The organism is Thermoanaerobacter wiegelii Rt8.B1 (assembly GCF_000147695.2).
GTDB classification, from domain to species: domain Bacteria; phylum Bacillota; class Thermoanaerobacteria; order Thermoanaerobacterales; family Thermoanaerobacteraceae; genus Thermoanaerobacter; species Thermoanaerobacter ethanolicus.
This window is the reverse complement of record NC_015958.1, coordinates 1,732,930-1,745,943: the sequence shown is the minus strand read 5'-3', so window position 1 is coordinate 1,745,943 and position 13,014 is coordinate 1,732,930. Positions and strand designations below refer to the sequence as shown.

General features: G+C 33.9%; 12 protein-coding genes. 11 read left to right on the top strand and 1 reads right to left on the bottom strand.

Features of this window, described 5'->3' with window-relative positions; all coding sequences use genetic code 11:
* Positions 1-10 precede the first annotated feature (10 nt).
* The 10 genes from THEWI_RS08690 (at position 11) to THEWI_RS08645 (ending at position 9,953) form a co-directional block, all read left to right on the top strand.
* Positions 11-856, top strand: a complete 846-nt coding sequence (locus THEWI_RS08690; protein ID WP_014063123.1) for a transketolase — start codon at positions 11-13, stop codon at positions 854-856.
* On the top strand, positions 849-1,790 hold the full coding sequence (locus THEWI_RS08685; protein WP_014063122.1) for a transketolase family protein: 942 nt from the start codon (positions 849-851) through the stop codon (positions 1,788-1,790). Before THEWI_RS08690 ends, THEWI_RS08685 begins: the two co-directional genes overlap by 8 nt.
* 24 nt (positions 1,791-1,814) lie before the next feature.
* Positions 1,815-2,273, top strand: coding sequence for a ribose 5-phosphate isomerase B (gene rpiB / locus THEWI_RS08680; protein WP_014063121.1), 459 nt, complete (start codon positions 1,815-1,817; stop codon positions 2,271-2,273).
* Positions 2,274-2,287: 14 nt separating this feature from the next.
* Entirely contained in the window at positions 2,288-2,935 is a 648-nt protein-coding gene (locus THEWI_RS08675; RefSeq protein WP_014063120.1) for an HAD family hydrolase, read from the top strand.
* Positions 2,936-3,003: 68 nt separating this feature from the next.
* Positions 3,004-4,023, top strand: coding sequence for a PHP domain-containing protein (locus THEWI_RS08670; protein ID WP_014063119.1), 1,020 nt, complete (start codon positions 3,004-3,006; stop codon positions 4,021-4,023).
* Positions 4,024-4,036: 13 nt separating this feature from the next.
* Positions 4,037-4,963: a class II fructose-bisphosphate aldolase gene (locus THEWI_RS08665; protein ID WP_014063118.1), complete on the top strand. Its 927-nt coding sequence runs from the start codon at positions 4,037-4,039 to the stop codon at positions 4,961-4,963.
* A gap of 256 nt (positions 4,964-5,219) precedes the next feature.
* Entirely contained in the window at positions 5,220-6,119 is a 900-nt protein-coding gene (locus THEWI_RS08660; protein ID WP_041589226.1) for a dihydrodipicolinate synthase family protein, read from the top strand.
* On the top strand, positions 6,116-7,090 hold the full coding sequence (locus THEWI_RS08655; RefSeq protein WP_014063116.1) for a hydroxyacid dehydrogenase: 975 nt from the start codon (positions 6,116-6,118) through the stop codon (positions 7,088-7,090). Before THEWI_RS08660 ends, THEWI_RS08655 begins: the two co-directional genes overlap by 4 nt.
* Before the next feature lie 143 nt (positions 7,091-7,233).
* Positions 7,234-8,544: a nickel pincer cofactor-dependent isomerase, group 22 gene (locus tag THEWI_RS08650; RefSeq protein WP_014063115.1), complete on the top strand. Its 1,311-nt coding sequence runs from the start codon at positions 7,234-7,236 to the stop codon at positions 8,542-8,544.
* Positions 8,545-8,957: 413 nt separating this feature from the next.
* Positions 8,958-9,953, top strand: coding sequence for a C-terminal binding protein (locus THEWI_RS08645; RefSeq protein WP_014063114.1), 996 nt, complete (start codon positions 8,958-8,960; stop codon positions 9,951-9,953).
* Between the two features lie 289 nt (positions 9,954-10,242).
* Here THEWI_RS08645 and THEWI_RS08640 read toward each other — a convergent pair whose 3' ends face one another.
* Positions 10,243-11,520 (bottom strand): transposase, encoded by a 1,278-nt coding sequence (locus THEWI_RS08640; protein WP_014062211.1) that lies wholly within the window; start codon positions 11,518-11,520, stop codon positions 10,243-10,245.
* A 291-nt stretch (positions 11,521-11,811) separates the two neighbouring features.
* On the opposite strand from THEWI_RS08640, the gene THEWI_RS08635 reads away from it, so the two are divergent.
* Positions 11,812-12,624, top strand: a complete 813-nt coding sequence (locus THEWI_RS08635; RefSeq protein ID WP_341853103.1) for a dihydrodipicolinate synthase family protein — start codon at positions 11,812-11,814, stop codon at positions 12,622-12,624.
* Positions 12,625-13,014 lie beyond the last annotated feature (390 nt).

Sequence of the window (13,014 nt, the reverse complement as noted above, 5' to 3'; positions counted from 1 at the left end):
GTTGATTCTTTTGAACATTTCTTTTGAACAAATTGATTTGATAAAACAGACTGCTAACTTAATAAGAAAAGACTGCATTTGGATGAGTACACGAGCAGGGACGGGGCACCTTGGGCCCGCACTTTCATTAGCAGAAATTTTAGCTACTTTATATAAAAGTGTATTAAAGGTAGATCCACAGAATCCAAAATGGCCTGATAGAGATAGGTTAATACTCAGTAAAGGCCACGGATGTTTGGCACTTTATTCTATACTTTCACAAATGGGATTTTTTGAAAGAAAATTATTAGGGGATTTTTGCACTAAATATGATACTATGCTTCCGGGCCATCCAGAAACTAAACTTCCAGGAGTGGAATCTAATACGGGCTCTTTGGGACATGGAATAGCTCTTGGTGTAGGGATGGCTTTAGCAGCTAAAATGGACAAAAAAGAATACAGAGTTTTTGTAATAACTGGAGATGGAGAATTACAGGAAGGAAGTAATTGGGAAGCGGCCATGACTGCTGCTTATTATGGACTAGATAATTTAATTGTAATAGTAGATAGAAATATGCTGCAATTAGGAGATTTTACAGAAAATATAACCCGGTTGGAACCTTTAGCTGAAAAGTGGAAAAGTTTTGGATGGTGTGTAGAAATAATAGATGGTCACGATATAGAAAAGTTACTTACAGCTTTTAATAAAATTCCGTTTGTTAAAGGTCAGCCCTCTGTTATTATTGCTAATACTGTAAAAGGAAAGGGCTTAAAAATTGCTGAAAATAAGGTTGAGTGGCACTATAAGGTTCTTTCATATGAACAATATGAAGAATTAAAAAATGAAATGTCATTGGAGGAGCTTTATCATGAGTGAGCTAAAGAAATCAACTAGAACATCATTTGCTGAGGCACTTGTTGAGATAGGAGAAAAAAATCCTGATATTGTTACTATAGCAGCAGATTCAGCCTCACGATATGGGGATTTTATAAAAAAATTTCCAGAGAGAAGTTTTAATGTTGGTATAGCAGAACAAACCATGGTAGGCGTAGCTGCGGGAATGGCCCTTTGTGGTAAGGTGCCAGTTGTTACGTCGTATGCTAACTTTCTAGTATTCAGAGCTGCTGAACAAATACGTGTAGATATAGCTGGTAATAAATTAAATGTCAAATTGATAGGGACCGATACTGGATTTTCGGCAGCATGGCTAGGGTTTACACATCTAGCTTTGGAAGACATTGCGGTGATAAGAGCAATCCCTGGAATAGTTATAATAGATCCAGCTGATGCGGCAGAAACCTATAGTGCTACAAAAGCAATCTTTGATTATAATGGACCTGTCTATATGCGTCTTAGAGGAAGAAAGGAAGAACCGTTAATTTTTAATGAAGAGGTAAATTTTGAAATCGGAAAGGGGCAAATCCTAAAAGAAGGGAAAGATGCTTTAATTGTTGCTTGTGGTGGTGCTGTATATGATTGTTTAAAAGCTGCTGAAATATTGCAATCAAAAAACATTTATACAACTGTAGTAAACATGGCTACTATAAGACCCTTAGATGAAAACTTGCTGAGAGACCTTACGAGTTTTATTGATAACATCATTACTGTTGAACATCACAATATAATCGGTGGCTTAGGAAGTGCGGTAGCAGAATTTTTAACTGAAAAGAAACCAGGTGTTAAACACTTGAGAATAGGAGTAAAGAATAGATTTGGGACCGCGGGTTCAGAAGATATGCTAAAACGTGAGTTTGGTATAGATAGTGAATCAATAGCTAAAACTATTGAAAATTTTCTAAAAAAGCAGTAAATTAAAACGAGAGGAGAGAAAGAAATGAAAATAATTTTGGGTAGTGATCATTTTGGATTTGATTTGAAAGAAGTTATTAAAGAACATTTGCAATCAAAAGGAGTTGAGGTGGTTGATATAGGGGTTTATGATAAGACTCCAGTAGATTATCCGGATATTGCTTTAGCTGTGGCAGAAAAAATTGCAGCAGGGGAATTTGAGAGGGGCATTCTTATATGCGGTACAGGAATTGGGATGGCTATCGTAGCAAATAAAGTTCCAGGGGTAAGGGCTGCTACATGTCATGATGTTTATTCTGCTGAGAGAGCTCGTAAAAGTAACAACGCTCAAATTATGACAATGGGAGGCCAAATAGTGGGACCAGAGTTAGCCAAAAAACTGGTAGATGTTTGGCTTGAATCAGAATTTCAAGGGGGACGTTCTTTACCAAAGGTAGAAAAAATTAACATGATAGATGAAAAATATCGTAGTGTGACAAAATAAAGGAGCGATTTGCTTTGAATGTTAAAACAATTATTTTTGACTTAGATGGAACTCTTATAGACTCAAAAAAAGATATCGTTATGGCCATTAACAAAACACTAAGGGATTTAGATATTCCTACATTACCTGAAGATGATATAATACCTTTTATGAGTTATGGACCCGAAGTGTTTATAAAACAATGCATTGGGGAAAAAAACGCAGATAAGTTTGAAAGGGCATTTGAAAAATTTAAAGAAAACTATAGTGAACGATGCATTGTTTATACTTCTTTATTTCCTGGGGTAAGAGAGGTCCTCGAATTTTTAAAAGAAAGAAAAATTAATATCGCACTTGCAACTAATAAAATGATGTCTTTAAGCAAGAAGATATTACAACATTTTGGGTTAGAGAAGTACTTTTCTATAATGTTAGGACCAGAAGATGTAACAAATAAAAAACCTCATCCTGAAATAATAGAAATTATATTGCAAAAATTAAATGTTAAGCGAGAAGAGGCCTTGTATGTAGGTGATTCTGAAATAGATGTTTTGTGTGGGAAAAGTGCAGGGGTTTACACATGTGCTGTAACATACGGTATAGGAGATATAAAATCCATAATTGCTGCAAATCCTGATTTTATAATCACTGATTTAACGAAGCTAATTTTGTTAGTATCATAATTTAAAGAAAGTAGTACTTTGCAAACTAAAATAAGTGAGACATAAAAATTGGAGGGGAGTGAGTTTTTATGCATACTTATTTCTCTTCTTTTGGGGAAGGTTCTATAGCGCCGGGTATTGTAACATCTTCTTCTTTAACAAGAAGAAAATATGAGTGTGATTTGCACTGTCATACTACCCGTTCTGATGGAAATGATACACCTCAGGAACTAATCGTTAACGCTGCCAAAAATGGTCTTAGAGTAGTAGCAATTACAGACCATGATGTACAACCACCACTTTATTTAGATACTACTAATGGCAAGATAGATATAAAAGATTTTGCAAGACAACAAGGAATAGAATTGGTATTAGGAATTGAATTTTCCTGTGATACTTATGTTGATGATGTTCATATTCTGGGATACCGAATGGATTGGAAGAATCCTTTATTAGAGGAAGCAATAGAAAGGATGAGAAAAAGTAAGACAGAAGCTTATAAAAAATTGTGTGAAGTTCTTACATCTAAGGGTATGCCAATTGATTACGAGAATGAAATATTAAAATATACTGATGAAAATGGTAATATAAGGTATAGAGATCCTGATGAGGTTGAGAGAAAACATATATTTGAATTAATGGCTAAAAAGGGCTATGCTCCGACATGGAAAGATGCCAAGATAATGGTAAGAGATGATCCAGAGTTAAATATCCGAAGAGAAAAAATAAATCCATTTGATGCTATCGATCTGATTAAATCCTGTGGTGGAACAGCAGTATTAGCCCATCCTTTTCTAATAGATGAAGTAATTCATTATCCGGATGGAAGTAATTTGACTAGAAAAGAATATATAGAAAGACTTATAAAGCATGGAATTGATGGCATAGAAGCCCGTTATGTTTACAGTAAAACAAGTTATAAAGGAACTTTAAAAGATTTTGAAATTGAAGAATTAATTAGAACAGAGTATAATGGGAAAGTAAAATTTTTTACTGGAGGTTCAGACTATCACGCAGATCATAAAAAGGGTGTAGCTAATCCAAGAGAGTTGGGAGAAGCAGGTGTAACTTTTCAAGAATTTAATGCTCTAAAAGAATATCTTGTATAAAGGGGTTGATATAATGCCACTTGTAAGTAGTAAAGAAATGCTTATTTATGCAATGGAAAATGGATTTGCTGTGGGGGCTTTTAATGCTTATAACATGGAAATGGTTCAAGCTATAATCGAGGCAGCTGAAGAGGAAAATGCTCCTGTGATAATTCAGATAAGTGAAGGAGCAATAGCATATGGAGGTGAGAAATCATTTGCGGCTCTAATTAAGGTATTAGCTGAGGAAGCTACAGTACCTGTAGTATGCCATTTGGACCATGGAGTAAACTTTTCTACAGTTATAAAAGCATTAAAAGCAGGATTTACATCACTTATGTTTGATGGGTCGTCTCTTACGTTTGAAGAAAACATAAGGATGACAAAAAGATTAGCAGAAATAGCACATGCAGCAGGAATTCCTTTAGAAGGGGAAATTGGGAAGATACCTGATGCAGCTAAGGGACCCCTTTCTCCAGAGGAAGTAAAAAAATACCTTACGACTCCAGAAGAAGCTCTAGAATTTTATGAAAAGACGGGAGTAGATTCACTAGCGATTTCAGTGGGAAGCGCTCACAGAATGAAAGTTCAGTCTGCGCAATTAGATATTGAAGGAATAGTACGAATAAAAGACAAAGTAAAAATACCATTAGTACTTCATGGTGCTTCTGGAGTAATGGATGACTCTGTTATTCAAGCAGTAAAAGCTGGGATTTCAAAAGTTAATTTTGCTACAGAATTAAATAAGGCTTTTACCCATGCTTTAAGGGAAGAATTATCAAATAACCCGGATTTAGTTGATGTTAGAAAATATGGTGCCATAGCAAGAGAAAATGTAAAAAAGACTGTAAAAGAAAAAATACAACTATTGAATGCTACTAATAAAGCACCAGAGGTTTTAAAACTTATCAATAAAAGAAGTTTTGCAATGGGGAATAAAGATGTGGAAGCTATAGAATAACGATAGCTTTAGTTTGCAAATGAGGTAATGATGGACTGTTTGTCAGCATTGCATTTATGCATTGAAATAAAAAATAAATGGCAAATTTGCATTATTGATTTTTAATGTAGACTGTGAAACGATAGGAAACTTCACTATCAAACGTTTTGCGTGCTTTGGCACAATTTTTGCTTTACTGCTTAAAGTAGAGGTTGAATATAATAGAAAACAAAACGAAAATAATGACTGTAAATTAAAAAAGGAGGATATTACTGTAATGAGTATAAGAGAAAAACTTACAGGAGTATTTGCACCACTTGTAACTCCTTTTGTTAATCAAGAAATTGATTATGGAAAGTTGAAAGAGAATATTCAGAAATTAAATAGTTCTAAATTAAAAGGTTATTTATGCTTAGGAAGCAATGGCGAATTTAGAAGTTTAACAGATGAAGAGGCAATTAAAGTTATAAAAACAGTTGCAAAGAGTAAATCGAAAGATAAAACTTTACTTGCTGGTACAGGAAGAGAATCAGCATGGGCTACAATAGAATTTACTAAAAAAGTGGCAGATTTTGGAGTTGATTTTGCCAGTGTTCTTACACCTCATTATTTTGCTAGTAAAATGACTGATGAAGCATTAATCAAATTTTATACTGAAGTCGCTGATAAATCTCCTATTCCGATAACAATTTATTGCATTCCAAGATCTGCAAATGGAGTATTAATATCCCCGCGTGCAATTTCTATACTTGCACAACATCCTAATATAGTTGGCATAAAAGATTCTTCAAAAGAAGATATAGGAAATTATGTAAATGCTGTACCTAAGGGAGCAGAGTTCTATGTACTTTCCGGCTCTATAAATAAATTTTTGGACGGACTAAAAAAAGGAGCTATAGGCGGTGTTCTTTCAATGGCAAATTACCTGCCTGACCTTTGCTGTGAAATTCAAGAATTATTTAATGATGGCAAGTATGAGGAAGCAGAAAAATTGAGCAATAGACTTTGTAAAATAAATGAAAAAGTATCAGGCAATGGCGGTGTTGCAGCTGTTAAAGTGGCAATGAATTTCCTAGGTTATTACGGTATGGAACCGAGACTTCCTTTGTTACCGCTGAAAGAGGACGAAATTGAGGAAATTAAAAAAGTTTTAAAAGGGGAAGGGTTGTTATCATGATAAAAGTACTGCTTTCAGAAGAAATACATCCGGAAGGCAAAAAAATATTAGAGGGAAGATTTGAAGTTCTTGTGGCACCAGATAGAAGTGAGCAAACGCTAATATCTATGGTAAAAGACGTAGATGCAATTATTTTAAGAACAACATCAAAAATTACAAGAAAAGTGATAGAGAATGCTCCAAAATTAAAGATAATATCCAGAACAGGTGCGGGTGTTGATAATGTGGATGTAGAGGCAGCAACGGAAAGAGGTATTCTTGTTTGTAACTTACCCGCGGTGAACAATATTTCAGTATGTGAACATACGATAGCGCTGATAATGCACTTAGCAAAACAATTGAGTTTCATGGATAAAGCAGTACGCACTGGTAATTGGAAAGCTCGAAACTCTAATGTATCTGTAGAGTTAGAAGGAAAAGTACTTGGCATTGTGGGGATGGGTAACATTGGTGCTTTAGTGGCCAAGAAATGTCATGATGGGCTTGGAATGAAGATTCTTGCTTATGATCCTTACGTAAAGGAAAAATTTAAAGATTACGACTATGAATTTACTGACTCACTTGAAAGGTTATTTAAGGAAGCAGATTTTATAACACTACATTCTCCAGAGACGCCTGAAACGAAAGGGATGATAACAAGAGAGCTTATATATTCGATGAGGCCTACAGCCTATTTAATAAATGCAGCAAGGGGAGGTATAGTAGACGAACAAGCTTTGATTGATGCTTTGAAAGAAAATAGGATTGCTGGTGCAGGCCTTGATGTGTTCCAACAAGAACCACCATCATGTGATAATGAATTGCTTAGATTAGATAATGTAATACTTACTCCTCATTCAGCAGCTCTTACGAAAGAAGCAACAATCCGCATGGCAGTAGAAGCTGCTAAGGCTGTTGTTGACTATTTTGAAGGACGTCAGCCAAAATATATTTTCAATATTAATGAATTGAAAAATAGAGGTTTGATGTAAAATTAAGTGCAAAAGCTAAAAATGATAAAAAAATAGAGACCAAATAATAAAAATCATTTAATTTTGTGAATTATGAATCAACTTTTGCATATATGCATACTTAATCTTATTAACAACAAAATAGGTTAGGAGGAGCATAGTACATGCAAACCTATGGTTTTAAAATTGATTTTCAACCAATAGTAGAAGTAGTTGATACTGTATCTATTCCTAAAATGTATAAAGTAAGGCAGAAGTTTAAAAAACATACAGGCTTTAATTTTAACAGAAAGCTTAGAGAGGAATTAAATAACAAACAAGAATTGTTAAAAACTCTTAAAGGGAAAAAAGTATGCATAGCTGCTGGGAGTCGCGGTATAAATAATATTGCTGATGTTGTACGCCAGGTAGTAGATACTGTTAAGAAATATGGAGGGCAACCATTTATAATACCTGCAATGGGAAGTCATGGTGGTGCAACTGCAGAAGGACAAAAAAATGTGCTTAAGGAGTTAGGAATATATGAAGAGAATGTTGGTGCACCAATAATTTCAAGCATGGATGTTGAATATATCGGTAGTACTGATGAAGGCATTCCAGTTTATACAAGCAAAGATGCTTTAAATGCGGATGCAGTGATTCTTGTTAATCGTGTTAAACCTCATACATCTTTTCGCGGAGATATTGAAAGCGGTCTTGTAAAGATGTGTGTTATAGGTTTAGGTAAACAAAAAGGTGCCGAATTGTGTCATAAAATGGGATTTTATAATTTTGCTGACAGACTAAAGGAAATGGCAAGAATTATAATGTTAAAGGTTCCAATATTGTTGGGAGTGGCTCTTATAGAAGATTCGTGTGATGAAACAGTTGATGTTAGAGTGTTAAAATCAGAAGAATTTTTTACTGTTGAACCAGAACTTCTTAATAAAGCAAGAAGTTTAATGCCTAAAATTTTAATAGATAATCTTGATGTTCTTATTGTAGATGAACTAGGGAAGGATATAAGTGGAGATGGAATGGATCCAAACATAACTGGAAGATTTGCGTCAGAATATGTAAAAGGAGAACTTAAGGTTAATCGTATAGTTGTTTTACGCCTTACAGATAAGACTGAGGGCAATGCTAATGGCATTGGTATGGCTGATGTGACAACGCTAAGGGTATTAAACCAAACTGATTTTACAAAAGGTTATATTAACTCTATTACAGCTGCAATAACAAATACTGTGCGTTTACCTATAGTTATGCCCAATGATTATTTGGCTATAAAAGCTGCTATAAAAACTTCAAACAATTTAGATTATAGTGGCGAAAACTGTCGTATAGTTAGAATAAAAAATACACTTAAATTGGAGAATATATACATTTCTGAAGCTCTTTTAGTAGAAGTAAAAAATAATCCACAACTTGAAGTGGTCGAAGGACCGTTAGATTTCAAATTTGACGAAGCAGGTCAATTGTTAACAGGATGGTAAGTTGGTGCTTTGTTATTTTAGAATAACAATAATGAAAACAAAATTGTGTCGATGTGAGGAAGTCTACATTACTAAGAGCTTATTTTAAAGGAAGTGGAAATTTTTGATTACAATTTCGTTGTGCGCCTAGCATGGGCGGTAGCTTGGTGGTGAAAATCCACTACGAGCTTCGCAGTAAGAATTAACGACAAGGATGTCCATCGTAAGGTGGAATCTAAGGCACAAATAATTTCTGGTTGTTATATAGAAATGTAATTAATTTTCTATACAAATGTAACTCTTTATTACAGTAAATATCATGCAAAAAATAAAATGATCAAACAATTAATCAGTTATGAAAGAGATTAAGAAGAGGTGGTAATAAAATATCAAACAAAGACTAAAATAAAAAATATTGGTAAAAGGTGGTTTATATGAGAGAATTAAAAGTTGTAGTTACTGATTTTGAATTTGGAGATTTGAGATATGAAGAAAGGGTATTAAAAGAAGCCGGTATTACTCTAATACCAGCTCAGTGCAAGAGTGAAGAAGAATTAATTTCAGTTTGTAAAGATGCTGATGGATTAATTAATCAGTATGCGAAAATTACCCGACGTGTTATTGAGGCTTTAGATAATTGCAAAGTAATTGCGCGTTATGGTGTTGGAGTTGATACCATTGATATAAAAGCGGCTACGGCGAGAGGTATTTGTGTTGTTAATGTTCCGGATTATTGTATGGATGAAGTTTCTGACCATGCCTTGGCCTTATTGTTGGGCTGTGCGCGTAAAGTAGTTTTAATGAATAATGCAGTGAAAGCGGGTACATGGGATTTTAAGATAAGCAAACCTATTTACCGTCTGAGGGGCAAAGTTTTAGGACTAGTAGGTTTTGGACGTATTCCCAGAACCTTAGCTGAAAAAGCAAGACCATTTGGTTTTGATATTTTGGTGTATGATCCTTACATTACCCAAGCAGATGTAGAACCATATGGTGCAACTTTAGTGGGTTTAGAGGAATTAATGGCTAAGTCCGATTTTGTTTCTGTGCATGCACCTTTAACCGAGAAGACGTATCATTTGATTGGAGAAACGGAAATTGGTTTGATGAAGCCGAGTGCTTTTATAATCAACACAGCAAGAGGACCAGTGATTGATGAGAAAGCATTAATAAAGGCGTTACAAGAAAAACGCATTGCCGGAGCAGGTTTGGATGTGCTTGAACAAGAACCGACCCCGAGTGATAATCCTCTTTTAAAAATGGATAATGTGATTATTACTCCCCACGTTGCTTGGTATTCTGAGGAAGCCGAAGCGGAGTTGAGAACAAAGGCAGCACAAGGAGTTGCTGACGTTTTACTTGGTTATTGGCCGAAGTATTTAGTAAACAAAGAGGTGAAGGATAAAATCATGCTAAAAGAACATTACTAAAAGACAATTGCTTGTGAGGAGGATTATCATCTATTTCAAAAAGCACAAATTCAGAATAAAAAACTAGCAATTAAAATTGTTAAATGTAGGGATGTGCAAAATTAAATAAAATAATCATAATCAAAAGCCAAAATATGTATGACATACAATATATAGTAATCAAGACTGACAATCAAACATAAAGGAAGTGGTAAGGGAAAAGAAAAGATAAAAAGAGGGCTAAAAAAGGGCATAAATATCCTGTAGGAGTCAAATGTTAAAAAATGGCATGAAATAGATTCAGTAAAAATTAGGCCGATTGCATCAAAGCAACAAGAGATCTAAACTCATCATATTTGCCCAACTTAATAGCTACAATAGCGACAGTAAGCAAAGTAATATGGCCAAAAGTATTAAGGTTGCTCACAGAATTAATATTTCTAACATAAGCCTTTTCAAAATCCAGAGCTTTAAAGCGGGAATTATATCTTTCTGATTCAATTCTCAATCTATAGACAGCCTTAAAATATAGGGAGTCTCTATTAATAGAGGACCTATAATCAGAAGATATAATAGCATACTTAGTACAGCCTCTATGCTTTTTGCCATTAAAATATTTAGGATGCTTTATAGGGCAGGCAGAATCATCTTTAGAATTACAGAACTTGCAAACAAATTTTTGCTTAATAAAACCATTAAAATACTGTTTGCCATCTTTAAGCATTTTAATACCCGCTTCACAAACCATATAACCATCATCAGTCAGAGGGGGATTTTTAGAATTACGCTTGTTAAGAGGGATAAAGCAATGACCGTGGAGAGTATCTCTAACATAATTATAGAGTTTCTTAACGTCATAACCTTTATCAGCGATAAAATTAGTACCAGTCAGTTTAAACCAATTATTAGTCTTTTCAAGTAAAGACAAAGCAACTTCAAAATCAGGGACATCAGCGGGAGTAGTAGTTTCAGCGATAGGTAAACCAGAGATAGCATCAACAATAATATGATTTTTATATCCCCAATAAAACTTATAACGTTTATTAGAAGAATCATTAGAAGCAGAATAAACGCCTAATTTACAATCCTTATCAGACTTAGGCTGATTATCTTTAGAGAATTTATTTTTAGAAAAAGACTTAGGGTTATTTAACTTAGTGTTAGCTTTAATAGGAGTAGAATCCATGGAAATAAACTCACCAGAGATAATACCCATATTTTTGAGGATATTGACTTGATTTTGAAAGATAGTGGTTAAATAATCATGAGAGAAGTCATTAATAAAACGGCGAAAAGTCCAATAAGAAGGAAGAGGTTTAGAAATATCGAAGCCACAAAGATGAGCAATGATAAGATTATTGCGGAGATAATCTAAAAGGTCAGAAATTGTACCGAATCTTTCAGCTTTCATAACAATAAAAGCTCTAAAAAGTGCATGATGAGAATAACCCTTACGTCCATGATTAGAGGAAGGGAATTCAGGTATTGAAGACAGGTCAAGATTTTCAAACATAGAAGAATAGAAATCAATTTTAGACTGAGAGGTAAAGAGTTCAGGTATATTTAAAAGTAATTGAAGCTGGTACATGTAGGAATTCCTCCTCCTTAAAAAAATTTTTATAGTGTATATATAATAATTCGACAAATGGGAGGGGAAATCCTACATAAAAGATAAAAAATTCAAGAGTGATAGAAAAAAAGCATGTCTATGAAATGGCTTAAATGAAGGCTTTTGAATTTTGCACAAGTCTATTGTTAAATGTAATAAGGAGTGAATTTACAATGAACAAGACGAAATTTCATGGAATTATTCCACCAATGCTAACCATATTTAAGGAAGATGGATCATTTGACTGGGAAGGTAACAAAGCACTTATAGATTTTTTTTATAAAAAAAGGGGTACATGGAATATTTGTATTAGGGAGTTTAGGCGAATTTGTTCATTTATCTTTTACTGAAAGAAAAGAATTTGCGAAATTCGCAGTAGAATATGTTAATAAGCGAGTACCTATTCTTATAGGTACTGGAAGTACTAATACCGAGGAAGTTATAGAGCTGACAAAGCATGCGAAAGAAATTGGTGCAGATGGGGTAGTAGTGGTATGTCCTTACTATGTAAAACTTTCAGATGAAGAATTATATCAACATTTTGCTACAGTAGCCAAATCAGTAGATATCCCTATAATTCTCTACAATTTTCCGGATGTAACAGGTCAAAATCTTTCTCCTTCGGTTGTTGCACGACTAGCAATTGATTTTCCTAATATTGTAGGAATAAAAGAAACTATTGCTAGCATTGCACATATAAGAGATATAATTTTAGAAGTTAAAGCTGTGAGACCTGATTTTTGTGTATTAGCAGCTTATGATGATCATCTCTTCCCAACTTTAGCTATGGGTGGCGATGGAGCTATACCAGGTATTGCAAATTTTGCACCACATATTCATGTGAATATTTATAAAACTTTTATATCTGGTAACGTTGAAGAGAGTATAAATTGGCACCGAAAACTTTTGAAACTACTGCGTGTATACGATTTAGATAAACCTTTTATTGGGATACTCAAAGAAGCTTGTAAACTTTGCGGAGTGCCAATTAGTACTTATGTTCGCCAACCTGTAAGTTGTGCAGAGAAATTTGCAGTTGAAAGTCTTAAGGCTCTTTTAAAAGAGGTAGGTTTAATTAATTGAATAACTTTTATGGACGAGGTTTTAATGTATTATGTTCATCAACTTATATGGTGTCTTGTAAAATGCTATTTGAAGATTGTGAGAGGTTAAAATCAATAAGAAAAATTTAGTTATTGCTGTAATTTTCTTATTTTGCATTGAGAACGTAATATGTACCAAAAAAGTTTAAACTTAAGTTGGCAAACGAATCATGAAAATTAATAGTTGTATGAGGCAGAAAATTTTTAAAATATATCAAATCTTGTCTTATCAGGATTATCTAATTTAATAGCTGTGTTAAAAAACAGCATATTTATAAGGTGACTTCTGCAATTTTCTCGTAAAAAATTTTAGTAATTGGTTTAATGGATAGAGATCAACATTTAGATTACAACGTGTGTGTAAGATTGC

What these genes read in the sequence shown, in the direction of transcription:
- THEWI_RS08685 (WP_014063122.1), top strand. Translation starts at nt 849, where the DNA reads ATGAGTGAGCTAAAGAAATCAACTAGAACATCATTTGCTGAGGCACTT.
- rpiB (WP_014063121.1), top strand. Translation starts at nt 1,815, where the DNA reads ATGAAAATAATTTTGGGTAGTGATCATTTTGGATTTGATTTGAAAGAA.
- THEWI_RS08670 (WP_014063119.1), top strand. Translation starts at nt 3,004, where the DNA reads ATGCATACTTATTTCTCTTCTTTTGGGGAAGGTTCTATAGCGCCGGGT.
- THEWI_RS08665 (WP_014063118.1), top strand. Translation starts at nt 4,037, where the DNA reads ATGCCACTTGTAAGTAGTAAAGAAATGCTTATTTATGCAATGGAAAAT.
- THEWI_RS08660 (WP_041589226.1), top strand. Translation starts at nt 5,220, where the DNA reads ATGAGTATAAGAGAAAAACTTACAGGAGTATTTGCACCACTTGTAACT.
- THEWI_RS08655 (WP_014063116.1), top strand. Translation starts at nt 6,116, where the DNA reads ATGATAAAAGTACTGCTTTCAGAAGAAATACATCCGGAAGGCAAAAAA.
- THEWI_RS08650 (WP_014063115.1), top strand. Translation starts at nt 7,234, where the DNA reads ATGCAAACCTATGGTTTTAAAATTGATTTTCAACCAATAGTAGAAGTA.
- THEWI_RS08645 (WP_014063114.1), top strand. Translation starts at nt 8,958, where the DNA reads ATGAGAGAATTAAAAGTTGTAGTTACTGATTTTGAATTTGGAGATTTG.
- THEWI_RS08640 (WP_014062211.1), bottom strand. Translation starts at nt 11,520, where the DNA reads ATGTACCAGCTTCAATTACTTTTAAATATACCTGAACTCTTTACCTCT.